The sequence below is a fragment of the Flavobacterium daejeonense DSM 17708 genome, from assembly GCF_000425425.1.
GTDB lineage: Bacteria > Bacteroidota > Bacteroidia > Flavobacteriales > Flavobacteriaceae > Flavobacterium > Flavobacterium daejeonense.
In genome coordinates this window covers 349,260-374,474 of record NZ_AUDK01000001.1, presented here as the reverse complement: position 1 = coordinate 374,474, position 25,215 = coordinate 349,260, and the positions used below count along the sequence as shown (strand labels likewise).

20 protein-coding genes and 1 tRNA gene are annotated in these 25,215 nt (G+C 34.3%); 19 read left to right on the top strand and 2 right to left on the bottom strand.

Features of this window, described 5'->3' with window-relative positions; all coding sequences use genetic code 11:
• Positions 1-183: 183 nt before the first annotated feature.
• On the bottom strand, positions 184-1,161 hold the full coding sequence (locus tag H599_RS0101580; RefSeq protein ID WP_026712508.1) for a hypothetical protein: 978 nt from the start codon (positions 1,159-1,161) through the stop codon (positions 184-186).
• Positions 1,162-1,546: 385 nt separating this feature from the next.
• Here H599_RS0101580 and H599_RS0101575 point away from each other — a divergent pair, with 385 nt between their 5' ends.
• From H599_RS0101575 to H599_RS0101545, 7 genes are all read left to right on the top strand, one after another.
• On the top strand, positions 1,547-2,137 hold the full coding sequence (locus H599_RS0101575) for an RNA polymerase sigma factor (protein WP_026712507.1): 591 nt from the start codon (positions 1,547-1,549) through the stop codon (positions 2,135-2,137).
• A complete protein-coding gene (locus H599_RS0101570; RefSeq protein WP_026712506.1) occupies positions 2,134-2,856 on the top strand; it encodes a tetratricopeptide repeat protein in 723 nt (240 codons plus the stop codon). The genes H599_RS0101575 and H599_RS0101570 overlap by 4 nt, the downstream gene beginning before the upstream one ends.
• Positions 2,857-3,011: 155 nt before the next feature.
• Positions 3,012-3,791, top strand: coding sequence for a TatD family hydrolase (locus tag H599_RS0101565; protein WP_026712505.1), 780 nt, complete (start codon positions 3,012-3,014; stop codon positions 3,789-3,791).
• Positions 3,792-3,851: 60 nt separating this feature from the next.
• The gene (locus H599_RS0101560; protein WP_026712504.1) at positions 3,852-4,994 is read left to right on the top strand and encodes a 1-acyl-sn-glycerol-3-phosphate acyltransferase; all 1,143 of its coding nucleotides are present in this window, start codon (positions 3,852-3,854) and stop codon (positions 4,992-4,994) included.
• Positions 4,978-6,009, top strand: coding sequence for an asparaginase (locus tag H599_RS0101555; protein ID WP_026712503.1), 1,032 nt, complete (start codon positions 4,978-4,980; stop codon positions 6,007-6,009). The genes H599_RS0101560 and H599_RS0101555 overlap by 17 nt, the downstream gene beginning before the upstream one ends.
• A gap of 55 nt (positions 6,010-6,064) precedes the next feature.
• Positions 6,065-6,151 (top strand) — tRNA-Ser (locus H599_RS0101550).
• 129 nt (positions 6,152-6,280) lie between these two features.
• Positions 6,281-7,027 (top strand): YoaK family protein, encoded by a 747-nt coding sequence (locus H599_RS0101545; RefSeq protein WP_026712502.1) that lies wholly within the window; start codon positions 6,281-6,283, stop codon positions 7,025-7,027.
• Positions 7,028-7,059: 32 nt separating this feature from the next.
• On the opposite strand, the gene H599_RS0101540 is transcribed toward H599_RS0101545, so the two are convergent.
• Positions 7,060-8,058, bottom strand: coding sequence for a GntR family transcriptional regulator (locus H599_RS0101540; protein ID WP_026712501.1), 999 nt, complete (start codon positions 8,056-8,058; stop codon positions 7,060-7,062).
• 303 nt (positions 8,059-8,361) lie between these two features.
• On the opposite strand from H599_RS0101540, the gene H599_RS19020 reads away from it, so the two are divergent.
• The 12 genes from H599_RS19020 (at position 8,362) to H599_RS21060 (ending at position 25,188) form a co-directional block, all read left to right on the top strand.
• A complete protein-coding gene (locus H599_RS19020) occupies positions 8,362-9,705 on the top strand; it encodes a BNR repeat-containing protein (RefSeq protein WP_245600471.1) in 1,344 nt (447 codons plus the stop codon).
• Between the two features lie 38 nt (positions 9,706-9,743).
• The gene (locus H599_RS0101530; RefSeq protein WP_026712500.1) at positions 9,744-12,869 is read left to right on the top strand and encodes a glycoside hydrolase family 2 TIM barrel-domain containing protein; all 3,126 of its coding nucleotides are present in this window, start codon (positions 9,744-9,746) and stop codon (positions 12,867-12,869) included.
• A gap of 62 nt (positions 12,870-12,931) precedes the next feature.
• Positions 12,932-15,097 carry a family 43 glycosylhydrolase gene (locus H599_RS0101525; RefSeq protein ID WP_026712499.1) on the top strand — a complete coding sequence of 722 codons (2,166 nt, stop codon included), beginning with the start codon at positions 12,932-12,934 and terminating at the stop codon, positions 15,095-15,097.
• A 76-nt stretch (positions 15,098-15,173) separates the two neighbouring features.
• A complete protein-coding gene (locus H599_RS0101520) occupies positions 15,174-16,376 on the top strand; it encodes a DUF4861 family protein (RefSeq protein WP_051590597.1) in 1,203 nt (400 codons plus the stop codon).
• A gap of 47 nt (positions 16,377-16,423) precedes the next feature.
• Positions 16,424-17,263 carry an SDR family oxidoreductase gene (locus H599_RS0101515; protein WP_026712497.1) on the top strand — a complete coding sequence of 280 codons (840 nt, stop codon included), beginning with the start codon at positions 16,424-16,426 and terminating at the stop codon, positions 17,261-17,263.
• A 32-nt stretch (positions 17,264-17,295) separates the two neighbouring features.
• Entirely contained in the window at positions 17,296-18,474 is a 1,179-nt protein-coding gene (gene uxuA, locus H599_RS0101510; protein ID WP_211253731.1) for a mannonate dehydratase, read from the top strand.
• Between the two features lie 477 nt (positions 18,475-18,951).
• Positions 18,952-20,856, top strand: a complete 1,905-nt coding sequence (locus tag H599_RS0101505; protein WP_026712495.1) for an O-antigen ligase family protein — start codon at positions 18,952-18,954, stop codon at positions 20,854-20,856.
• A 225-nt stretch (positions 20,857-21,081) separates the two neighbouring features.
• On the top strand, positions 21,082-21,333 hold the full coding sequence (locus H599_RS0101500; RefSeq protein ID WP_026712494.1) for a hypothetical protein: 252 nt from the start codon (positions 21,082-21,084) through the stop codon (positions 21,331-21,333).
• Positions 21,334-21,484: 151 nt separating this feature from the next.
• The gene (locus H599_RS0101495) at positions 21,485-22,636 is read left to right on the top strand and encodes a hypothetical protein (RefSeq protein ID WP_026712493.1); all 1,152 of its coding nucleotides are present in this window, start codon (positions 21,485-21,487) and stop codon (positions 22,634-22,636) included.
• A gap of 4 nt (positions 22,637-22,640) precedes the next feature.
• Positions 22,641-23,084: a hypothetical protein gene (locus H599_RS0101490; RefSeq protein WP_026712492.1), complete on the top strand. Its 444-nt coding sequence runs from the start codon at positions 22,641-22,643 to the stop codon at positions 23,082-23,084.
• Positions 23,038-24,219 carry a 6-bladed beta-propeller gene (locus H599_RS0101485; protein WP_081810481.1) on the top strand — a complete coding sequence of 394 codons (1,182 nt, stop codon included), beginning with the start codon at positions 23,038-23,040 and terminating at the stop codon, positions 24,217-24,219. The genes H599_RS0101490 and H599_RS0101485 overlap by 47 nt, the downstream gene beginning before the upstream one ends.
• A 75-nt stretch (positions 24,220-24,294) precedes the next feature.
• A complete protein-coding gene (locus H599_RS21060) occupies positions 24,295-25,188 on the top strand; it encodes a TlpA family protein disulfide reductase (protein ID WP_081810480.1) in 894 nt (297 codons plus the stop codon).
• The last annotated feature ends 27 nt before the right edge of the window (positions 25,189-25,215 follow it).

Sequence of the window (25,215 nt, the reverse complement as noted above, 5' to 3'; positions counted from 1 at the left end):
TCAAATCTGGTTTTAGCCCTGATGGAAGCGGCATCCTTTTATGGCTTTCTTTAAGACATAAAAGATATAGCGTACAGCAGGAATAAGCTACTAATTCTTAATTGGTTGGTTTAAAAACTTTTAAAAATAGAAAAAAGTGATGAGCAAATCACCACTTTTTTCAGAATTTAAATTTGGGAATCTTTATTGGATCGCATTGATTGCGGCAATTAATTGGGCTTCGGTGCCAACAGTAGTTTCAGCCATTGTAAAAGTGTACACATCATTAGCCTGAACAGTTACTCCTTTGATAGCGTATCTCCAGTTTCCGTTTTCTTCGGTTACAAAAATTACGTGACAGGCTAAACCAATTGGAATTTGTCCGTAGTGTTCGCTGAATAATCCTTCAGTAGTGTAAGTGTCCAGTTTTGCTAAGGCATTGGTTCCTTCGCCATCATAAGATAAGTAAATGGCACTGTTAGTATTGTCATATCCTTCCGGAGCATCGGCAAGAATCGTAGTTTTAGGTCTTGGGTCGCTGTAGAATTTATCCACATTTGTCCAGCCAAAGTTTCCAAAACTCACATAATAGTTGTTTCCTTCGGCCTGAACGCCTCCTTTTCCGTTGGCACCATCGTTACGGGCGTCTTCCCAGGCTAAATTTCCTTCGTCGTCAATAATTCCCTTCCATAAAGTCATAGCGTTGTCAACTCCTCCGGTAAGATCGGCCGGAACCATTAAAGTGATGTTACAACCAGTTGTTAATTCTTTTCCGTCCTGAGTGGCTTTGATAAAGAATTCTCCTCCGGAAATGAGTAAGTTTCGGTTTCCGTCAGGCATAATTCCCATTGTTGGTTTGTTAGTCACTAACATATTTCCTTTATCAAAAAGTTCAATATATTCGATGTCCACTTGTCCAGTAACTGGATTTCCGTTTTTAGTCAAACAATCTCCGTTAATGTAAAGCTTGACACCCTTTGCGGACGTTAAAGTTACCACTCCATTTCCCGCTGTCATGGTAAAATTTTGTGTGTTTCTTTTTAAGCCTTTTTCACTGATGCTTTTAAAAGCGGCTGCAGTTGGAGGCGAAAGTTTGATATCATCTCCGTCGCTGTTATCGCAGCTTGCGAAAGTTGTCAAAGCGAATATTAAAAGTCCGATTTTTCTAAAATTTGTTTTCATAATTTCTAGTTTTTATAAATCTGGCTTGATTCTTTCAAGTGGTTTTCAGATTTGGTTGTTAATTATAGGATTAAATCAATTTGGGTTTTGTTTTGTTACCCCTGTTTTCAAAAAATAATTTTAAAGGTTTTTATACTGTTATATCAAATAGCTGTAAAAATTGTTACCCCTTTAATCTGAATTTATTTCAGATTCTTTTTTTAATCTGTTTTTATATTGCTATATCAACTTGGGTTTTTAATTGTTACCCCTTTAATTTGGATTTATTTCAGATTCTTTTTTTTGACTTAGCTACCTTAATGTTTTAAGAACCTTTACAGTGCTATATCAAAATGGTTTTAAAATTGTTAACCCAATTTTTTGTATTTTCGATAAATTTTTTTCTATGACAAATAACAAGCTGCACGCTGATCAATATCTAATAGAAGGTTTAGCGAATAATGATTCGGCCATTATTCATAGTATTTATAAAAAATATGTTCCCAAAGTGGTTTCCTATATAAGGAATAATTCGGGTGATGAAGATCAGGCGCAGGATGTGGTTCAGGGAATAATGATTTTACTGTTTAATCAGGCAAAGGCTGGTAAATTGCAGCTGACTTGTCCTTTTGATGCGTACTTTTTTTTGTTATGCAAAAGAAAATGGTTGAATGAACTCAAAAAAACTTCCAATAAAAGGGTAACAATAGCCGATGATTTTACATCTGTTAATGAACCCACCGAAGAAATGCTTGAGCAAACAGAACAATTTGAAGAAAAGCAACAACTCTTTGACGCGATGTTCCAGCGATTAGGCGAAAAATGTCAGGAAGTTTTAAAATGGAGTTTTACATTAAAATCTATGGAAGAAGTAGCTCAAAAACTAAATGTGAGTTATGCTTATGTGAGGAAGAAAAAATCGCTCTGTACGGGTCAGTTGGCGCAGTGGATTCAAGAGCACAGTAGTTTTAAATCATTAAAAAAACAGGAGCCATGAAAGAAGAAATATATCTATTGTTTGATCAATATCTTCAGGGCGAATTGTCTGAAAAAGACCGGTTGGATTTTGAAAAGCAACTTTCTGAGAATGCAGAATTGAAATTAGAATTTGAAACTTTCAAAGAAGTACAATTGCAACTGGAAACCAAATTTGATTTTGCAGTGGACCGAGAGACATTTGAAGCTAATTTGAAAAATATTTCCCGGGACTATTTCAAACCTAAAAAATCGAAACTTATTTTGATGAAACCGTATGTTTATATGGCAGCGGCTACGGTAATTTTGCTATTGGGCTTGTTTTTGTTTCATCCTTCCGAACCTAAATTTGAAGATTATAATCAGTTTGAGAATGCCTATTTAACTGAAAGAGGCGAGGGGTTAGAGCTTGTAAAAGAAGCTGAAAATGCTTTTAATACTAAGAATTATAAAAAGGCAATTCCGCTTTTTGAGGCTGCTTTGAGACAAAATAAATCGGCTGAAATCCAGTATTTTTATGGGATTTCCTTATTGGAAAATAACCAAATAAAACAAGCCGAAGCAGCGTTTAACCAGATAAAATCGGGTAATTCGGTTTATAAAAACAAAGCGATTTATGCTTTGGCTTTGGCCAAATTAAAACAAAAAGATTATCAATCCTGCAAAGAAATCTTATTGACGATTCCTTTGGATTATGAGAATTATAATCAGGTTCAGGAATTGTTGGATAAGCTGGATTAAGTTTTTAAACACATAAGAAACAAAGGAAAACAAAAGACACAAAGATTTTACACTTTGTGTTTTTTGTTTTTAAATATAATTGAGAAGAAACTTTTGTGCCTTTTGTGGTTAGTTTTTAAAAATCTTTGCAATTTTGCAGCATTAAAATTTCAGCATTGGAAACAAAACCCATAATTACCGATACCCACACCCATTTATACAGCGAAGAATTTGATCAGGACAGAGACGAAATGATACAACGAGCCCTTGATGCCGGAGTGACTCGTTTTTTTATTCCTGCTATCGATTCGGCTTACACCGCTGCTATGTATGATTTGGAAGCGAAATATCCGGAGCATATTTTTTTGATGACCGGAGTACATCCTACGCATGTAAAGGAAAATTATCTGGACGAATTGCTATTTGTTGAAGATGAATTAAAGAGAAGAAAATTCTACGCTATTGGCGAAATTGGAATCGATTTGTATTGGGACAAAACCCATTTAAAAGAGCAACAAATTGCTTTTAAAAGACAAATTCAGCTGGCCAAAAAATACCAATTACCTATCGTTATTCATTGTCGGGAAGCTTTTGATGAAGTTTTTGCGGTTTTGGAAGAAGAAAAATCAGATGATTTATTCGGGATTTTTCATTGTTTTTCCGGAACTTATGAGCAGGCGCTTCAGGCTTTGTCTTATAATATGAAATTAGGAATTGGCGGAGTAGTCACTTTTAAAAATGGAAAAATTGACCAATTTTTGAATCAAATTGATATTCAACATATTGTTTTAGAAACTGATGCACCTTATCTGGCTCCGGTTCCGTACCGTGGAAAAAGAAATGAAAGCAGTTATTTGGTTAAGGTAATGGATAAATTGTCATCGCTTTATGGTATTTCTGCCGATGAAATTGCCCGAATCACTACCGAAAATTCGAAAGCAATTTTTGGGATTTAAAACGTGATTCGCAAAAGTTTAATATTTTTTTTGTTCATTTGTTTTTTAATAATACCAATAATGCAAAAGTTTGACGAGATTCGGCCCTATTATGATACCGAAATAAATAAAGCGATTAAAGAAGTACTTCATCACCCGATGTTAAAGTCTCTGATGAATTTCTCTTTTCCTGATCTAGCCGATGAAGTTTGGAAAGAACAATTGTTGAAAACGCATTCGATTCGTGATTTTCAGTGTAATTTTATTTACCAATCGGTTCAAAAAGTACTGGAAAAAAGCTCAGAAGGTTTATCTACTTCCGGTTTCGAACATTTAGAACCTAACACTTCCTATTTGTTTGTTTCCAATCATCGTGACATTTTGTTAGATACCACTTTGCTCAATGCTACTTTGTTTGAGCATGATTTGGTGATGACGGCTTCTGCAATTGGAGATAATTTGGTAAAACAGCCATTTTTGCATGTTTTGGCTAAATTGAATAGAAACTTTTTGGTGCAACGTGGTTTGGGACCAAGAGAAATGTTGCAAAGTTCTAAATTGTTATCCGAATATATTAATCAATTGTTGTTGCATGAAAACCGTTCGGTGTGGATTGCGCAACGTGAGGGAAGAACCAAAGACGGAAATGATGCCACTAATCCGGGCGTTTTAAAAATGATAGGAATGGCTTCTGATGAGGCTAATTTGATGGATTATTTCAAAAAATTAAAGATAGTTCCGGTTTCTATTTCTTATGAATATGATCCTACTGATGCTTTAAAAATGCCGCAATTATTAGCTGAAGCGAATAATGAAGTGTATGTAAAGCAGGAAAATGAGGATTTTATGACCATTTTGAGTGGTGCTTTAGGGCAAAAGAAACGTATTTACATTCACATTGGAAAAGTTTTAGACACGGAAATTGATGCCATTGTAGCTGAAAATGATAATGTCAATAAACAAATTCAGGCTTTGGCTCAGGCAATTGACGATTCAATCCTGAATAGCTATAAGTTGTGGCCTACCAATTATATTGCGTATGATATTTTGAATGAAACAGATAAATATTCGAACCAATATACGCCGGATGAAAAAGCGGTTTTTGTTAGAAGACTGGAACAACGAATTGATGCGACTAATCCTGTTGCATGGCAGGGAATATTAGCTATGTATGCTAATCCGGTGGTTAATAAAATGAAATATTCGCATGAACTCAAGGACTAAAATTTTGCTGATTTACACCGGGGGAACCATTGGGATGCAAAAGGATTTAAAAACCGGAGCATTAAAAGCGTTCAACTTTAGTAAATTATTACAAAGAGTTCCCGAGTTAAAACAGCTGGATTGTGAAATTGAAACTTTTTCTTTTGAAAAACCTATAGATTCTTCGGATATGAATCCGGAACATTGGAGAGCTATTGCTTCAGTGGTGGAAACTAATTATAATCAATTTGATGGTTTTGTGGTGCTTCACGGCTCGGATACGATGTCTTATACGGCTTCGGCTTTGAGTTTTATGCTCGAAAATTTAGCTAAGCCGGTTATTTTAACAGGTTCTCAACTTCCTATTGGCGATTTGCGTACCGATGCTAAAGAAAATTTAATTACCGCGATCCAAATTGCGTCGATGCGCGAAAATAATCAGGCAGTAATTCGGGAAGTTTGCCTTTATTTTGAATACAAATTGTATCGCGGCAATCGGACTACGAAGATAAATTCGGAGAATTTTAATGCTTTTTGTTCGCCAAATTATCCTGCATTAGCCGAATCGGGCGTTTATTTGAACTTTAAACCGGAATTGTTTTGGGCTAAAGCCAAAGAAAAAGAATTAAACGTTTGCTATTCATTTGATACGAATGTGGTGATTGTGAAAATGTTTCCCGGTATGAGCGAAAGGATTTTTACCGCTATTTTAGCTATTTCTGAATTAAAAGGAATTGTGTTAGAAACCTACGGTTCCGGAAATGCTACAACCGAAAGTTGGTTTTTAAATGCTTTGGAAAAAGTAATTAATAAAGGTGTTCAGGTAGTTAATGTTACGCAATGCTCGGCCGGAAGTGTCAATATGGGACAATATGAAACCAGTTCGGATATGAAAAAGATTGGAGTAATTTCCGGAAAAGACATTACCACCGAAGCTGCAATCACTAAATTGATGTTTTTGCTTAGTCAAAATATAGTGCCAAAAGATTTTAAATCGGTTTATGAAACATCCCTTAGAGGGGAAATGACAGAATAATTCATTTTTTGTTTTTCTAACTCAATTTTTTTCTAGTTATTTGCAAACTCAAAATAGAGAGGTGTCCGAGTGGTTGAAGGAGCAAGCCTGGAAAGTTTGTATGTGGGTAACTGCATCGTGGGTTCGAATCCCATCCTCTCTGCTGATTAAAATGTCAAAAGATTTAAAACCCCTAAAAGCATATGTTTTTTAGGGGTTTGTTGTTTCTTACTCAGTTCGTTTTAGTAACTTAGCAGTAATACAATGTTGAAAATTAATTAATTCGCATACAATGTTCAGACATCAGGGCAAAAAAAGAACCTTAGTGCATAATCTGAGAATTGCGACTGTTTTGTCCTTTGTGGCCGGGATTGTAAATGTAAGCGGTTTTTTGGCGTTCAGGCAGCTAACGACTAATGTTACAGGGCATTTTGCTTTGTTTATAAATGATGTTGCAAATTTTGATTTTTGGAAAGGAACCGTTTATTTTCTTTATATCTTTTCTTTCTTTTTGGGTTCATTTACATCGGGGTTTTTAACGGAGAAGTTTGGAAAAAACAAAGAACTCAAAATCTATGTTTTTCCAACAATTATAGAGTTCTTTATCTTGATAGCTATTGGTTTTTTAAGCGATTCTTTTGTCAAAGGTTTTCCTGATTTAATAGTTTGCGCTTTGCTTTTTGCGATGGGACTTCAAAATTCTTTTGTGACAAAAATTTCAAATGCGGTAGTGAGAACTACTCATCTTACGGGTTTGTTTACCGATTTAGGAATTGATGTTTCTCATTTGTTTTTCCCCGAATTACATCCTGATAAGGAAAAATTAAAGGAAAATATCAAACTCCGAATTTACATTATTGCATTCTTTTTTGCAGGAGGTTTAGTTGGTGGACTTTGTTATTCCAAATTGAATTTGAAACTGAAAACATTAATAGTTGCGGCTTTAATTTTGCTGATAAGTTTGTTGCTCGATAAAATGCGGTACAACCTGATAAAAGCGAAACGAAAACATTTGCAAAGGAGAAGCAGTTTTTCTTAGTGTTTTGTTTTAAAGTTAGTTAGGGTATTTAGTTACAAAGAATTCCTTACAATCAGGCTGCTTTTGTTTTCAACTTGTTCTTTTTGTCTGTTCATAATTAATTCGGCCAGAATGCGTCCCATTTCTTTGAAATCGGTCGAAATAGTGGTGATGCCATCGCCTACTACTTTTTTTAGCGGAGTATCATTGTATGAAATGATACCAATATCTTTTCCGATAACCAATTTTTGCTTTTTAGATTGCTCGATAACGTTTACTAAATGGCGGTCGTCCGGAATAATGTAAAGGTCGCCTTTTTGGATTTCGTTGTTTTCAAAATTGGAAATGATGTCGTAATGCAATTGGTTTTTTTGACAAAAATCAATAAAACCTTCCCGCATTCCAATGGGTTGTTTGTAGCTGGAAAAAATCAAAATGAGTTTTTTGTATTGTTTTATTTTGTTTTTGCCTGATTCCAGAGCGTTAAAAGTGTCCTGATGGTGGTTTTGATGAACGGATGGAAAGTGTTTTAGCTCCGGATTGGTTTGGTCTAAGATAAAAACATCTTCTTCCGGCAGGGTGTTGATTACGGCTGCAGCATTAACCAAATTAGTGGGCATGATGATGTATTTTGAATAATTTCCGTTGTTATCATGAATCAATTTTTTAAAAACTTCGGGATTGAAATAATGGAAAAAAGTGTCAATTTGGGCATTTCGGTTGATGGTTTCTAAAAAAGAATTATACAAATCTTCTTTGAAAGCATTCAACTCGTCAAACAATAAGAAAATACGTTGTTCAAAACTAAAATCTTCACTTTTTACATAATAACCTTTTCCTAAAATAGCATAGATAATTCCTCTTTTTTTGAGTTCGTCATAGGCTAATAAAACCGTGTCCCGGGAAATTCCAAATTCGAGAGATACTTTGTTTACTGAAGGTAATTTGTCTCCTCTTTTCAGTCTTTTTTCAGCAATCGACATTTCTATCGACAGAATGATTTGCTTGTATTTTGGTAGATTTTGTCTTTTGCTGATGGATATTAGTTTCATATTCGAAAAATTGACGGCTTGTAAAGGTATAAAAAAAACCGGTGTATAGTGGTATGGTTTTTAAGATATGTTGTTCGGATTTCTCTAGTTGTTTCATTTCGAAAAGGTAACTTTTTAGTTTCAAAGAGTATCCGGTAGTTAAATTGAAAAACTGGTAGGAGCTGGTTTGTTATTATAATTGTTGTGTTTACATTTGTTAGTTAGTTGCTAAAAATACTATTGAAAAAAAACAGATATGCTATTTTATTTTAATCTTTTTATAGAGAAATAGAATAGTTAATCCAAAGAATTATTTTGTAAAAAATGAAGAAAACAAATTGTTTGCTGTTACACTTGCAAAAAACAAAAACTGTTGTTTCAATGGTTGTTTTACTGATGCTGTTTGTTCCGGTTCTTGTTCAGGCTCAGTTGCAAACAGAGTTGAGCGAAATCGGTTTGGGCTGGAGCAATAATTCGGTGAATACGGTTATTTTTAGAAATAAAGCTTTAACTACTTTTAGAGGAATTCAATACACTGCTTATTATAATCCGGATGGCAAAATGGTTTTGGCTAAGCGCAAATTGAAAACTAATAAATGGGAAACGCTAATTACGCCTTACAGCGGCAATGTAAAAGATGCCCACAATGATATTAGTATTGCTGTCGATGCTAAAGGTTATCTTCATGTAAGCTGGGATCATCACGATACGCGTTTACGCTATGCAAGAAGTATTGAACCTTTTAGTCTGGAGTTAAGTGAAGAAATGCCAATGACCGGAACGGACGAAGCTAAAGTAACCTATCCGGAATTTCATAATCTGTCGGATGGGAATTTGTTGTTTTGCTACCGTTCGGGAGCTTCAGGAAGAGGAAATATGATTATGAAATCCTATGATATTACAACCCAAAAGTGGAGTTCTTTGCAAAATAATCTAATTGATGGTGAAAATCAACGCTCGGCTTATTGGCAAATTTGCGTAGGCAAAAAAGGGATTTATCTTTCCTGGGTTTGGAGAGAAAGCTGGGATGTGTCAACCAATAACAGCATTTGTTATGCTTTTTCAGCTGATGGCGGACAAACTTGGCAAAAATCAACCGGAGAAAAATACCAATTGCCCATTACTAAGGCGACAGCTGAAGTAGCCTGGCAGGTGCCACAAAACAGCAGCCTGATTAATCAAACATCGATGACGGTAGATGCTAAAGGAAATCCGTATATCGCCACTTATTGGGATAATAACGGCATTCCGCAATACAAAGTGGTGTACAGAAAGGATGGGCAATGGCAACTGATTAATAGTGACTTTCATAAAAAAAACTTTCATTTGGGTGGCGGCGGAACCAAGCGAATTCCAATTTCGAGGCCTAAAATTTTGGTCAACAAATCGATGCTGTATCTGCTTTTTCGGGATGAAGAAAGAGCCAATAAAATTACCTTGGCTTATGCCAATTTGAAACAAAAACAATGGCAGTTAGAAGATATTAGCCCAAATTCGGTAGGACAATGGGAACCTAATTTTGATAATGAACTTTGGGCAACCAAAAAACAATTACATATTTTTTCTCAAAACGTCACTCAAACCGACGGAGAAGGATTGGCAAAGGTAGTGCCACAACCGGTTCAGGTTTTGGAATTAAAAAAAATGCCTTTAATTCGGAACAAATAATATTAAAAAGACCACTAAAAACCACTAAAAATAAGAGAATGAAAAGAAGAATTATGTTAGCGTTGCTGGTAGCTGTGCAGTTAGTTTCGGCACAACAGCAACAAAATGAATGGGAAAACCCAAATATTGTTGACAGAAACAAAGAAGCAGGGAGGGCTACTTTTGTTTTGTATCAAAATGAAGCTATCGCAACGACAAACAAGCCGGAAGCTTCATCGTATTATAAAAGTTTAAATGGCGATTGGAAATTTAACATCGTTAAAAAACCGGCCGACAGACCTCAGGACTTTTATAAAACCAATTTAGACGATAAAAACTGGAAGAACATCACGGTTCCCTCTAACTGGGAAATGCAGGGATTTGATATTCCTATTTACACCAATATTGTGTATCCGTTTCCTAAAAATCCGCCATTTGTAAACAACGAATACAATCCGGTGGGAACTTACAGAAAAACGTTTACCGTGCCGGGAAACTGGACAGGAAAAGAAGTGTTGTTGCATTTTAACTCGATTTCAGGTTATGCCCGAATCTTTTTGAATGGCAAAGAAGTGGGGATGACCAAAGCTTCTAAAACAGCAGCCGAATTTGACGTGACTTCCTTTTTGCAAAAAGGAGAAAATCTTTTAGCAGTTCAGGTATTTCGCTGGCATGACGGAAGTTATTTAGAAGATCAGGATTTTTGGCGTTTAAGCGGAATTGAGCGCGATGTCTATTTGCAGGCAAGTCCTAAATTGACCATTTGGGATTATTTTGTGCATGCCGATTTGGATGAAAACTACACAAACGGTTTGTTTAAAACAACCGTTCAGTTAAGAGCTTTTCAGCAAAATAAAATTAAAAATGCTAATCTGAGTTTGACTTTATTAGATGCTCAGGGAAAAAAAGTCTATAGTGAAACTAAAAAAGTAAGCAATGCTACAAAGGAAGTGGAGTTTAGTTCGGTTATTCCTAATGTAAATAAATGGAGTTCAGAAACACCCTATTTGTACAGTTATGTTATCAAATTAGAAACGGCTAATCCTGCTGAAAATTCAGTGATTTACAGAAAAGCAGGTTTTAGAAAAGTAGAAATTAAAAATGCTCAATTGTTAGTAAACGGAAAAGTAATGTTAGTTCGTGGCGTTAATATTCACGACCATCATGAAACCAAAGGGCATGCACCTGACCGTGCCACGATGCGCAGAGATTTGGAATTGATGAAACAAAACAACATCAATGCCATCCGAATGAGTCACTATCCTCACGATCCGTATTTATATGAATTATGTGATGAGTACGGAATGTATTTGGTGGACGAAGCCAATATTGAATCGCATGGCATGGGAGTGGACGGGCAAAATATTTCTGCCGATACCAAACATCCTTCGTATGTAACAATGTGGTTTCCGGCTCATTTGGACCGAATTCAACGTATGTTAGAATCGGATAAAAATCATCCTTCCATTATTATCTGGTCCATGGGTAATGAGTGTGGAAACGGACCTGTTTTTTATGAAGCTTATAAATGGTTGAAAGCCAGAGATAACTCGCGCCCGGTACAATTTGAACAAGCCAGAGAAAATGAAGATACCGATATTGTAGCACCAATGTATCCAAGTATTAAGTACATGAAAGAATATGCTGCAGCAGATAAACCAAGACCTTTTATTATGTGTGAATATTCACATGCGATGGGGAACAGTAACGGGAATTTTCAGGAATATTTTGATATCATCAGCAGTAGTCCGCACATGCAGGGTGGTTTTATTTGGGATTGGGTTGATCAGGGAATCAAAACTCAGGATGAAAATGGAACCGTTTTCTATGCTTACGGTGGTGATTTAGGTGGAAAAGATTTGCAAAATGATGAGAATTTTTGTGCCAATGGTTTGGTAAGTGCGAACAGAATGCCACATCCGGGATTGGCTGAGGTGAAAAAAGTATATCAGGATATTTTGTTCAGCTTGGAAGGTTCGAACCAATTGACAATCAAAAATATTTTTCATTATACCAATTTGAATCAGTACCAATTCAAATTTGAATTAGTGAAAAATGGTGTAATTGTTCAGCAAAAAACATTCGATGTAGATTGTGCTCCTGAGAAAAGTGCAACTTTGGATTTGCCAATTGAAGCCTTGACTGAAACCGGAGAATATTTCCTGAATGTGTATGCTTTTACAAAAACCGCTACCGATTTGGTTCCGGTAAATCATGAAGTGGCAAGAGAGCAATTTGCCATTGGAAAAGGAAATTTCTTTGCGGAAAATAAAGCGGAAATTTCGAAAAAGAAAAACTTAAAAGTGAAGAAAAAAGACAACGAATTGGTTTTTGAAACTCAAACTATTGCCGGAACTTTTGATTTATCAAAAGGGATTTTGAAATCATATAATTTCAAAAATGAAAATGCTGAAGTTATCACTAATTTTCCAACGCCTTATTTTTGGAGAGCACCAACCGATAATGATTTTGGAAATAAAATGCAGGAGAAATTAGTGATTTGGAAAGACGCTCATTTGAATCCGGAAGTACAATCCGTTACAGTAGGAAAACAAACCGATTTAGGATTGCCTATTGACGTACAATATGTTTTGGCTGGAGCCAAAGCAGCTTACACAGTGAATTATCTGATTCAAAATAACGGTGAAATCAAAGTAACTGCCAGTATTGATATGACTGGAAAAGAATTGCCTGAATTGCCACGTTTCGGAATGCGTGTGCAACTTCCGGGTGTTTTTGAAAACCTGAATTATTACGGTCGCGGACCATTGGAAAATTATTCTGACAGAAAAACAGCTTCTTTTGTGGGAATCTATCAGGATAAAGTAGCGAATCAATTTGTGTGGGAATACATTCGTCCGCAGGAATGTGGGTATAAAACCGATGCGCGTTGGTTTTCTTTGCAAAATAAAAACGGCTTAGGATTGAAAATTACCGGAGAACAGGCTTTAGGTTTTAGTACTTTAAATGTTTCTACAGAATCTTTAGATCCGGGGAAAACCAAACAACAACGGCATACTAATGATGTGAAACCGGTAGATACGGTTTTCGTACATGTCGATTTAGCACAACGCGGAGTGGGTGGTGATACGAGTTGGGGCGCTTTGCCGCATTCGCAATATTTACTGAGAGCACCAAAATACAGCTATAGTTATACCTTGAGTTTGATAAATTCAAATAAATAATAGAATAAACCCCTTGGAAGAGATTGTTTGAAAATTTCTCCAAGGGGTTATAGTTACAACTTATGAAACCACTACAATCTACTTTTTTTACAATTTCAGTAAGTCTGCTGTTGGTTTTCTTTTCTTCTTGTAAACCTACTCAGAAAACGGTCGAAAAAGAAAATACTAGTGCATACTTGTTTGTTTATTTTACCGGAAACGCTAAAACGGATGAAGCTATTCGATTTGCATTGAGCAAAGAAGGCTATAATTTTTATGCTTTAAATGACAATAAACCCGTGATTGCTTCGGAAGTTATTAGTACAACCGGAGGTGTTCGTGATCCGCATATCTTAAGAGGTGCAGATGGTGTTTTTTATATGACGGTTACCGATTTGCAAACAGCCAATGGCTGGGAAAATCAGGCAATGGTACTTCTAAAATCAACTGATTTGGTACATTGGATTTCTTCTAAAGTGGATATTTCTAAAACATTTGAAGGGTTTAAAGACGTAAAGCGAGTTTGGGCACCGCAAACAATTTATGATGCAAAGGTTAAGAAATACATGGTTTACTTCTCGATGTTGCAGCCGGGAGGAACAGATATTGTTTATTATGCCTATGCCAATAAAGATTTTACAGCCTTGGAAACCGAACCAAAACAATTGTTTTTCAACTCTGGTAATCGCTCCTGTATCGATGCGGATATCATCGAAAAAGACGGGAAGTTTCATTTGTTTATGAAAACTGAGGATGAAAAAGATAAAGGGATTAAAGTGGCAATTTCTGATAAGCTGACTTCCGGTTATGTGTTGCAGGATGGCTATGTGGATCAAACGGATGAATCGGTGGAAGGTTCGGGAGTGTTTAAACTGAACAATTCTGATACTTACATTTTGATGTATGATATGTATCGAAAAGGTAAATACCAATTTACATCATCAACGGATTTGAAGCATTTTAAAGTAATCGATGAAAATGTTTCGATGAATTTCCATCCGAGGCACGGAACAGTTTTGCCAATAACTGCCGATGAAGCACAGCGATTGATTACGGCTTATGGCTGGTTTCCTAATGGAGAGATTTCAGAGGCACAATCAGAAGTCATCAAACAAAATAACGTAATGGTTGATTTTGCCAATAAAAAAATGTTGCTTCCGGTAAAAAACGGAACTGATTTGACGCATTTTGATCCTGAATTTAAAACTAAACCGGGTGCAAATGTAAGTCCGACAGGAGCTCAGGATTTTTCTCAGAAAGCAGTACAATATGATTTTGATCTTGGTACTTTAGGCAAAACTACTTTTGATGTTAAAGCGGAAGTGCGAAACAATCCTTCGTTAGTGGGTTATTATGCCGATCCTGAAATTTTGTTTTCTCATAAAGATAATCGTTTTCATATGTATCCTACCAGTGATGGTTTTTTTGAATGGAGCGGCGATTATTTCAAGAGTTTTTCCTCAACAAATTTAGTAGATTGGACAGATGACGGAGTGCTATTGGATTTTAAAAAAGATGTTTCTTGGGCAAATACAAAAGCATGGGCACCAACAGCTATTGAGAAAAAAATCGATGGGAAATATAAATATTTCTTTTACTATACCGGAGAAAGCAAAATAGGGGTTGCAGTGAGCAACAATCCGCAAGGGCCATATAACGATATCGGAAAACCATTGGTGTCCACTAAGCCAAACGGAATAACAAGAGGTCAGATTATCGATCCGGATGTATTTACGGATCCGGTTTCGGGTAAAAGTTATTTGTACTATGGGAATGGCTTTATGGTAGGTGTTGAATTGAATGACGACATGATTTCGGTAAAAGAAAATACGCTGACCGTATTAAAACCAGATGGAACATTTAGAGAAGGTACCGAGGTTTTTTATCGAAAAGGTAAATATTATTTTTTATGGTCTCAGGACGATACCCGCAGCGAAAATTACAGAGTGCGTTATGCTACTTCCGATTCTCCATTGGGAGCTTTTACAATTCCGGAAAACAATTTGGTAATTGCAAAAGATCCTTCGCAGGGAATTTACGGAACCGGACATAATTGTGTAATTCAGATTCCGGGAACTGACGAATGGTATATTGTTTACCATCGTTTTACGATCCCAAAAGGGATTGAAATGGGACGTTCAGCAGGATACAATCGCGAAGTTTGTATCGACCGAATGTATTTTGATGAAGCAGGTAATATTATTCAGGTGAAACCTACTTTGGAAGGAATTCAGCCTTTGAAACAATAAATTCAATTTGAAATAATCATTTTGTAGCATATCGAAATTTTTAAATTTGGTATGCTGCAAATTAATTTAATGACCTATGATAAATAATAAACAATCGGTTTTCACGAGTTTATTGATGGTATTTTTGTTTTCATCATTGGCGAATGCCCAAAACAAATCAGCTACCATTTCGGTAAAAAACAATTTGGATTTTGCTCGGAAGGAAGTCGTTTCTGTTAAAGGAAAATCACTTTCGAATTTAATTAAAGGAAAAAAAATATCCGATTTACGAATTAAAAAGGAGGAAACTGGCGGTTTGGTGGTTTTGCAGTGGATTGATAACAATCAGGACGGAACGCTTGATGAGTTATTGTTTTTAGCAGAGGTAGCTGCTAAGGCAAAATCTGAATATGAAGTTCTTTTCGATAAATCGATTCCACTGGTTGAAAGTCCGATTACTACTTATTCCCGTTTTGTGCCGGAACGTACCGATGATTATGCCTGGGAAAATGATAAAGTGGCTTTTAGAACTTACGGACCGGACGCACAGCGAAGAGTTGAGGAAAAATTACCCGAAGGGACACTTACCAGCGGTATTGATTTATGGTTAAAACGTACCGATAAGCCCATTATTAATAAATGGTATGCTGAAAATACAAAATTTCCGGGTTATTATCATATTGACCATGGTGAGGGTCATGATCCTTATCAGGTAGGACCTAGTCGTGGTACGGGAGGTATCGGAATTTGGGAAAACAATCAATTGGCGGTTTCTAAAAATTTTGTGGGTTACAAAACTATTGCTGTAGGCCCTTTACGCACGGTTTTCGAGTTGATTTATGCACCCTGGAGTTCGTATCGAGTGAAAGAAACAAAGCGAATTACTTTGGATTTAGGGTCTAATTTTTCTAAGTTCGAAATTAGTTTGGAGGCGTCAAAAACTGTTCCGAATATAACTACCGGAATTACGTTGCATGACAACAAAGGCGAAGTGAAAAATAATACTAAAGAAGGCTGGTTTCGTCATGTAGAAAAAATTGATGGACAGTTGTTAGCGGAAGGAATTGTAGTCAATCCTAAATTGGTTACCAAAGCTTTTTCGGATGTTACCAAAGCGAAAGATCAAAGCAATCTTTTGGTTGTTTGTAAACCCAAAAATAACAAACTAACGTACTATGCCGGTTTTGCCTGGCAAAAAAGCGGTCAGATTACCAATGGTGCCGATTGGGATACTTTATTACAAAAAAAGGTCAAAATGTTAGCTAATCCCCTTAAGCTAACGATTAAAGGAAATAAATAAATCTTTTTTTTGTAGTTTCGCTAAAACTTACAAAATAACCAAAAAAGATGGATTTAATTTCAGGACTTAAAGATAAAGTAGTCGTAATTACAGGAGGTGCCGGAGTATTGGGTGCCGGATTTACAAGAGCATTAGCTAATCAGGGAGCAAAAGTAGCTATTTTAGGGAGAGATGGTGAAAAAGCACAAAAATTAGCGGATGAAATTATTAGTAATGGAGGGCAGGCAATCGGTGTTTCGGCTGATGTGTGTGATGAGGCAAGTTTGAGAAAAGCCCATACAGCAATTAATGAGAGTTTAGGATTAATCGATATTTTAATTAACGGTGCCGGAGGAAATCACCCAAAAGGAACAAGTTCAGATGTTTTTTTCGACAGAGAAAATAAAGCAGAAGGATTACAAACTTTCTTTGGTCTGGATACCGAAGGTTTGCGCTTTGTATTCGATCTTAATTTTATTGGTACTTTGTTGCCAACTCAGGTATTTGCTGCAGATATGATTGGAAGAGAAGGATGTAGCATACTTAATATATCTTCAGTTAGTGCTTTTCATCCTTTGACAAAAGTGGTGGCGTACAGTGCAGCTAAAGCGGCAATCAGTAATTTGACAGAATGGCTGTCGGTTTATTTTGCAAAAGAAGGAATTCGTGTCAATGCACTTTCACCAGGGTTTTTCCTTACAGAACAAAACAGAACTTTATTAACCAATGAAGATGGAAGTTTGACGGAAAGAGGGAATAAAATCCTTTCGCAAACTCCAATGGGAAGATTTGGCGAACCAAATGATTTAGATAGTACTTTATTGTGGCTATGTAATCCGGCTTCCCGTTTTGTAACAGGAATTGTGGTTGCCGTTGATGGTGGATTTTTAGCCTACGCAGGAGTTTAATAACATAATCAAAAGAAATATAAAAAATGGGAATTGAACAAACCTGGAGATGGTACGGACCAAAAGATTCTGTGCCTCTTTCTCATATTAAAATGGCTGGCGCTACAGGAATTGTAACCGCTTTGCATCATGTTCCAAACGGAACGGTTTGGACTGTGGAAGAAATTCAAAAAAGAAAAAAAGAAATTGAAGATGCCGGATTAACCTGGTCAGTTGTTGAAAGTATCCCGGTTCACGAAAACATCAAAATTCGTAAAGGCGATTATAAAAAATACATTGAAAACTACTGTCAGAGTATTGCAAATCTTGGGGCTTGCGGTATCGATACGGTTTGTTATAATTTCATGCCGGTTTTAGACTGGACCAGAACCGATTTGTCTTTTGAAGTCGAAGACGGTTCTAAAGCCTTACGTTTTGACCGTATGGAATTTGCTGCTTTCGAATTGTTTTTGCTCAAAAGAAAAGGAGCTGAAAATGATTATACAGCCGAAGAAATCGCTAAAGCAAAAGTGGTTTTTGAAGCCATGACTGAAGAGCAAAAAACAGGGTTGGTAAAAAATATTATTGCAGGTTTGCCGGGAGCTGAAGAAGGTTATACTCTGCAACAATTACAAGCTGCTTTAGATGATTATGCCGAAATTGGCGATGCCGAATTAAGAAATAATCTATACGAATTCCTAAAAGAAATTATTCCTGCGGCTGAAAAAGCGGGTATTGTAATGGCAATTCATCCGGATGATCCGCCTTATGCTATTTTAGGTTTGCCAAGAGTAGTAAGTACTGAGGCTGATGCCAAACAATTAATCGAAGTGGTGGATAGCAAAAGCAACGGCTTGTGTTTTTGTACCGGTTCTTACGGAGTAAGAGAAGATAATGATTTGGTTGGAATGGTACAAAGATTAGGTCATCGTATCAACTTTATTCACTTAAGAGCAACAAAGCGAGATGCAGAAGGTAATTTCTATGAAGCAGATCATTTAGATGGCGATGTGGATATGTACGGCGTGATGAAAGCTATCGTTGAAGAACAGCAAAAAAGAATCGCTAATGGTCGTCCGGATTACAGATTGCCAATGCGTCCGGATCACGGTCACCAAATGTTGGACGATTTAGACAAAAAAATGAATCCGGGTTACTCCGCCATCGGTCGCTTAAGAGGTTTAGCCGAATTAAGAGGTTTGGAAAGAGGAATCAGAGGAAATCAAAGATAAATAGTGTAAAGAGGAGCAATTTTTTTGCTCCTTTTTGTTGGAGACTATCTAATAGATCATTTAAATCTAAAATAAGAGGGTTTAACTTTTTTTTAAAGTTAAGCCCTTTTTTGGTGTTTAAGCATTTTTATGAACAGATAAAAAACGGTTTTAAATTATTTGAATTGACTGGTTTAACTATTATAATTAATTACACCTAATATAGATTGCAATAATGGTAATCAAAAAGAGGATTTCTTCGATTGTCATTCATAACCTACATAAAGTGACTGTAATTTACGTAAAACGACCTATAATTTATAGTAAACGACCTATAGTTTATAGTCAAATAAGATTATTCTCTCTAGTTTTGAAAGACAGTTAATTCTTGTTTTATTAAAATAATATAAGAAAATTTTTAGCAACATATTTGTGAAATTCATTTTCACTTGGAAACAACGTATTAGGTTGTGGTATAATTTAAAAAGAATATAAAAAATGAGTAAATTAAAAATAGCAGCAACAGCTCTTATTGTTTCAAGAATACTTCTTGTTGTTTTTATAGCTATACTTATTTTGGTTATACCTCAGTTGAACATTGAAAAATATGTTTTACCTACCATTACCAGTAAAATGATTTACTTCCTTTATGGCAGTTTAATTTTGTTGGGGTTATATAGTCTTAGCATTATTTTTCCGAAAGCAATATCATTCTCCTTTTCAAAAATAGACATCGCTTTATTTATCCTGGTATTCTATATCACGCTGAATCGCTATTTTATTCAATCCCATTACGGATTTTCAATTCGGTATATCGAATTATTGGGACTCAGTTTCTTTTATGTTGTTTTGAGGCATATTTCTCTTAAAAACTATCCTTGGTTGCTATTGTCCATAGTTGTTTCAGGAATTATCCAGGCGGTATATGGCAATCTCCAATTATTGGGGTATTACGTATCGAACCATTCCGGATTTAAAATGACAGGCAGTTTTTTTAATCCTGGACCTTATGCCGGTTTTTTGGTTAGTGTTTGGACTGTTGCATTGGGAATGTACTTGTTTAGGGATACTATAATAATACAAATGCAATCACAGAAAAAAAGTAATTCCCAATTTTTAAATGAAGTTCTAAAATACACTTTTGAGTACATTCCGTTGTTGGGACTCATTAGTATAGCTATTGTACTTCCTGCTTTACAATCCCGGGCTTCCTGGATAGCTGCGCTAGTGGGTAGCTACGTTTTACTGGAATTAAAATATCATTTTCTAAAAAATATATTTAAAAAAGTAACTGCAACATTTCAAAAGACTGCTTTTATGCTACTCTCTGTTGGGATTTTAAGTGCGGGTCTTTTTAGTTTATATCACTACAAAAAGGGGTCTTCGGATGGAAGGGCATTTATTTGGAAAGTAACCACCGAAATGATTGCAGATGCTCCTGTTTTTGGTCTGGGTTTTGACCGATTCAAAGCCGAATATATGAACTATCAGGCTAATTATTTTGCTAAAAATGGAGAAACCGCCGAAGCATTAGTAGCCGATAATACCTATTATGCTTTTAATGAGGGATTGCAGTTTGTGGCAGAAAATGGTTTTGTTGGATTAGTATTACTTCTCATTATAATATATTTTATATTCCAAATAAATGTAAAGGAAAAGCATCGATTACTATCTCTTATAGTAAAAACAGGATTGTTGACTATTGCAGTTTTTGCCTGCTTTTCCTATCCTATGCAAATTCTTCCGATAAAAATGGTACTGATTTTTTTAGTAGCCATATTATCAAATAGTGCCTCTCCTATATTTCAATTCAAGATTGAAGACTATTCAAGAAAACAGTGGGCTTATAAAATAAGCCTTGCCTTGTTGACTTACATTGCAATACATAAAACCTATGGTTATACTACAACTCTCAATCAGGGTTTTATGGCTTGGAACAATGCGCTTAACAGTCATCAATATGGAGATTATAATGCCGCAACTCAAGAATTTGAATTGGCGTATCCTGTTTTCAAAAAGGATGGCGATTTCCTGATGAATTACGGCAAAACACTTTCAATGGCAGGAGAACCTCATAAAGCCATTGCCGTGTTAGAACAAGCCAAACACTATCAAAACAATACTGTTATAGCCTCCGCCTTGGGCGATAGTTACAAAGCCATAAAGCAATACGAGAAAGCAGAAGTTACCTACCAACAAGCCATAAACATGACACCCGGTAAATTTTACGCCAACTACTTATTGGCAAAATTATATGATGTATCCGGACAAGAGGGTAAAGCAGTAACAATGGCCAAGAAGCTACTAAATAAAGAAATAAAAATTCCCTCTACTGCCATTAAAGAAATTCACGAAGAAATGAAAAAAATACTGATAAAATATAAAAAATCCTCCGGGATTTAAAAATTAAATAAATCTCACAATGTTTAACTTAAAAAAATGCAGCCTATGACATAGACCAAAACCCAGAGGAAGATTTTATAAAAGAAAATGACTTTATAATTTCGTATAACTACTTAGATATAAGTAGTTGTAATGTTTCGCAAAAGTAGCATTCCTATACCACTTTGCAAAAACAATAAATAATAAGGGTACAAATACCCGTTTTAACAAATTAAATTTTATAAAATGAAAAAAATAATAGGAGTTTTAGGGGTAGCGGTGATAGCTGCAACGATGTTTTTTAGTGCTAATAATGCGAATGGTTTTAATTCGGATACTAGTTTAGCTAGTTTGATAACAATGAATGAAGCACATGCTGGTGCTGAAGGTTGTCAAACAAATCCTGAGAAAGATAAAGGAGATTGTGTAAAAAATATTAGTGGTACTTCTTGGAATTGTGTAACCTCATCACTATATAGTAATTGTTTTGCGGATTAGTCTATAATTTAGATGGAATAAGAAGCATTATGTTTTTTACCCATAACCACAAACTATATTTCTAATAGTATTATTTTTTTACTTTCCTTGTTTGTTTGAACAAGGAAAGTTTAAACTTACAGACACTAAACTAACATATTAAAAAATAATTATGAATAATATAAATAGATTTTTTCAAAAATTAGTGCTATTTATAGGAGTATTAGTTTTTTCTCAATCTTGTTTAAATTTTGAAAAAAAAGGCAGTCTAAATACGTGTAATATAATATCTAATTTATATAAACTAAAAAAAATAAATTCTACTATAAACTTTGGATTGGATTCTGTTTCTTCAGCATCAATAGATTATCTTAAATTAAAAAAAATAAATGATACCTTATTTTTTACTTTTTTAAATACTTATAACAATACTATATACTGTTATGATTACGACACTAAAAAATTAAAGAAATTAATACCATTATCTAGTAATAAAAAGATAAAAGCCTATGAAATAATAGCATGGGATAGTATAATATCATATCAATATTGGGACCAAAAAATAACACTGCAAAATGAGTCAGGAAAAATATTGAAAGAAATGATTATTCCCATAGAAAACAATAAAAGTGGGTATTGTGCACAACCTTCTACAATTTCTCCAATTATTTGCAGAAAAGATAAATTTTATCTCGCAGGAGGAATTGGGACATCTGAAAAAGCAAATAAATTATCCCATTCAGTGGCCCAAATAGATATATCATTTAAAAAATACAATTATAAATTAAATTTCCCGAAAATTTATTCTGACTATTTTTTTGGAGGTAAGCATTACAATTTGAACATCTCATACACATATAACGATAAGGATAATATATTTGTTTTTAGCTTCCCAGCTTCACATAGTCTTATTTCGACCAAAGATTTTATAACATTTAAAGAACATTGTGCCGGTAGTAAACACATCCAAAATATTCCAGAGTATTCATATATAGGAGAGGATAAGACCTATGATTATTGTACAGAGAATGGATTTTATTATAGTGTTTTGTATGATAAATATAATAATTTATATTATAGAGTATGTTTATTACCTTCAGATGTAGTGCTTGGATATAAAAGCAAAAGGGATCTTTCAATAATTATTTTAGATAGTAAATTTAAAATTGTTGGGGAACAACTGTTGAAAAACGTTAAAGATTTTTCTATAGAGACTATTTCCTCAGTTTGCGTTACCCCTGATGGGTTATTATTTCAGAAAGAAAATAATATAACTAATGACAATCTAATCAGCTTTATTAATTACAAAATCGTTAAAATTTAATTTTATGAAAAAAATAGCATTCTTTCTTTTCCTTATTTTATATATAATTTCTTCTTGTACTTCAAAATCTAGTACAAAGGAAGATTACATTTCAAATGAAACTAAACAGTTATTACTTTCATTAAATAAATGTTATGAAAAAATTGTCATTATTCCTGGAACAGGTTGTTCAGGCTGTATATCTGAAAGTGAAATTTTCTTGATAAATAATTATATGAATAAACAAATTTTATTCATACTAACTAATACAAAATCAATTAAATCTTTAAATAACAAGATTGGTAAAAATGTAAAAAAGTTGTCGAATATTTATATTGACTATGATAATGTATTTTCTCATTATGAAAATCCCATATACCCTGTAGTGGTTACAAATGATTGCGACAAAAAAAAAGTAAATAATGTTTCATTTCAATCCCCTGATAATAATGCGTTCAAAAATTTATAAAATCATCATCATAACAGTAATCGTATTTAGCATTGCTGGATGTGCTTTTGATAAAAAGGAAAAAAGCATGATGCCAACTGTTTTTCTGAACCCTAATGACACAGAAAAAGATTGTCTATTGTCTAAAATAGCTAAAGATATTGAGTTAATTTCTTTGGAAACTAATTTAGATTGTATTATAGGAGATTTTTCCTGGCTTGTTTTCATGGATAAAAACAATATCATCTATAATTCGGATAAGGCTGTATTAATATTTGATAGAAAAGGATCTTTTATAAACAAAATAGAAGCTTTAGGAAATGGTCCAGATGAGTACACTACCATAACAAGTATCACCGTAGATCCAATTCTAAAAAAAATTCTCATATTAGACCACGATGCTATTAAAGTATATCATTTTAACGGTAAGTTTATTAAGTCCATAAAACTTGGTTTTTCACCAGCAGGTTTATACAGAACAAAGACAGGTCAAAATTTTGTTTCAGTAATCCAAAGTTATAATGAAAAAAATAGGGATATGTTAATTATGTACGATACTGCGTTTAAAAAAATAAAAAAAATCAAATCTAAAAATTTAGAAAGCTTTCCAAAATTTGAGCAAAATTTATTTATTTCTAATGAACCTTACGAAGTTAATAATGAGATTTTCTATAATGAATCCTATGTTGATACTATTTTTAAAATTACAGGAAGCTCCTTAAAGCCACATTGGATTATAGACCAAGGAAATTATAAAATGAAAACAACTGATGGTGTTAATATTGATAATTTACACAAGGTTTATGAAAAAGATAAAATATCCTTACCCGCAATTAAAGAATCACAAAACTATTTTTTCTTCAAATATAATTATTATCACAGTAAAGAATTATGCTATACTGTTTTTAATAAAGACAGTAACAAATTTATTTTACTACAAAAAATTTCACTAACAGATTTAAAAGAAAAAGGAGGAGCCGATTTTGGATTTAGAAATGATTTAATTAAGAACGCTCCCGCATTTTGGCCAGATTATCTTGTAGGAGATAAAATGGTAAAAGTACTATTTCCTTATATGTTAACCGAATCACAAAGGGCTGCTTTCAAAATCAAAGAATCCGATAACCCGATTCTTATGATTGTAACACTTAAATAGTTACTATATATTAGCTATTCGTATAAAAATTGGACAGCCTTAATAAAATTAACTAAAAAATAAAATCCCATAGAAATGAAACAGATAATAACATTTTTAACAATTGGCATATTTTTTAGCGTATCAATAAAAGCACAGAAAACGGAGTCCTTTTTGATTAATAAAATAATTTCTGGTTGTCCGTTAGAAATAGAACCGATTGCGAAACAATTAGGATTAAGTAACCTAACTTATTCAAATTTGGAAACGGGAATAGACAGTATAAAAGTAGTTTTCGGAGGATTGACACAAGGCAAATCAAATGGTTATTGGATTTCCTCCTATATTAATAATAAATTCAAGACTTTTAGTACTGTTGAGCTTCTTAAAAATGAATCATCTCAATTCCAAACCAATGTTACAGATATTAGTTATGACAATTCTTCGAAAAAGATTTCTGTTCAATTGATGCACAATACTTCTACCAACGAAATTCAATATCTATGGCTTAATGGAAGTATGCAAAAAAGTAAAATTGCCACAATCATAAACATAGAAAAAACAATAGAAAAAGGGAAAACTTTTCCTTCTGTCACAGTTGAATCATTAAAAGGAGGTGATGTTTCAATTAAGGACTTTATAGGTAAATATGTTGTTATTAATTGGTGGGCAACAACTTGTGCTCCATGTATACAAGAAATGCCTGGTCTAAACTCTTTGGTTGAAAAATATAAGTCGAATCCTGAAGTTGCATTTCTGGCAATAGCCTTTGATAAAAAAGAAAAATTAAAATATTTTTTAAATTCAAAGAATTTCAATTACATGCAGACATTAGGAAATAATGAGACAGCTAAAATTTTTGGAGAATCTTTTCCAAAGAATATAATTGTAAATCCTAAAGGAATTACATCATTCTATAGTGAAGGAGGAAATGAAAACATGCACATGAATATTGATACAGAATTAAAAAGACTGTTAAAAAAAGAATAGAAAAACAAAAAAACCTGCCTCTAAAGC

What these genes read in the sequence shown, in the direction of transcription:
- H599_RS0101540 (WP_026712501.1), bottom strand. Translation starts at nt 8,058, where the DNA reads ATGAAACTAATATCCATCAGCAAAAGACAAAATCTACCAAAATACAAG.
- H599_RS0101505 (WP_026712495.1), top strand. Translation starts at nt 18,952, where the DNA reads ATGAGTAAATTAAAAATAGCAGCAACAGCTCTTATTGTTTCAAGAATA.
- H599_RS0101500 (WP_026712494.1), top strand. Translation starts at nt 21,082, where the DNA reads ATGAAAAAAATAATAGGAGTTTTAGGGGTAGCGGTGATAGCTGCAACG.
- H599_RS0101580 (WP_026712508.1), bottom strand. Translation starts at nt 1,161, where the DNA reads ATGAAAACAAATTTTAGAAAAATCGGACTTTTAATATTCGCTTTGACA.
- H599_RS0101555 (WP_026712503.1), top strand. Translation starts at nt 4,978, where the DNA reads ATGAACTCAAGGACTAAAATTTTGCTGATTTACACCGGGGGAACCATT.
- H599_RS0101490 (WP_026712492.1), top strand. Translation starts at nt 22,641, where the DNA reads ATGAAAAAAATAGCATTCTTTCTTTTCCTTATTTTATATATAATTTCT.
- H599_RS0101560 (WP_026712504.1), top strand. Translation starts at nt 3,852, where the DNA reads ATGCAAAAGTTTGACGAGATTCGGCCCTATTATGATACCGAAATAAAT.
- H599_RS0101485 (WP_081810481.1), top strand. Translation starts at nt 23,038, where the DNA reads ATGTTTCATTTCAATCCCCTGATAATAATGCGTTCAAAAATTTATAAA.
- H599_RS0101575 (WP_026712507.1), top strand. Translation starts at nt 1,547, where the DNA reads ATGACAAATAACAAGCTGCACGCTGATCAATATCTAATAGAAGGTTTA.
- H599_RS0101545 (WP_026712502.1), top strand. Translation starts at nt 6,281, where the DNA reads ATGTTCAGACATCAGGGCAAAAAAAGAACCTTAGTGCATAATCTGAGA.
- H599_RS0101520 (WP_051590597.1), top strand. Translation starts at nt 15,174, where the DNA reads ATGATAAATAATAAACAATCGGTTTTCACGAGTTTATTGATGGTATTT.
- H599_RS0101530 (WP_026712500.1), top strand. Translation starts at nt 9,744, where the DNA reads ATGAAAAGAAGAATTATGTTAGCGTTGCTGGTAGCTGTGCAGTTAGTT.
- H599_RS0101495 (WP_026712493.1), top strand. Translation starts at nt 21,485, where the DNA reads ATGAATAATATAAATAGATTTTTTCAAAAATTAGTGCTATTTATAGGA.
- H599_RS21060 (WP_081810480.1), top strand. Translation starts at nt 24,295, where the DNA reads ATGAAACAGATAATAACATTTTTAACAATTGGCATATTTTTTAGCGTA.
- H599_RS0101515 (WP_026712497.1), top strand. Translation starts at nt 16,424, where the DNA reads ATGGATTTAATTTCAGGACTTAAAGATAAAGTAGTCGTAATTACAGGA.
- H599_RS0101570 (WP_026712506.1), top strand. Translation starts at nt 2,134, where the DNA reads ATGAAAGAAGAAATATATCTATTGTTTGATCAATATCTTCAGGGCGAA.
- H599_RS0101525 (WP_026712499.1), top strand. Translation starts at nt 12,932, where the DNA reads ATGAAACCACTACAATCTACTTTTTTTACAATTTCAGTAAGTCTGCTG.
- H599_RS19020 (WP_245600471.1), top strand. Translation starts at nt 8,362, where the DNA reads ATGAAGAAAACAAATTGTTTGCTGTTACACTTGCAAAAAACAAAAACT.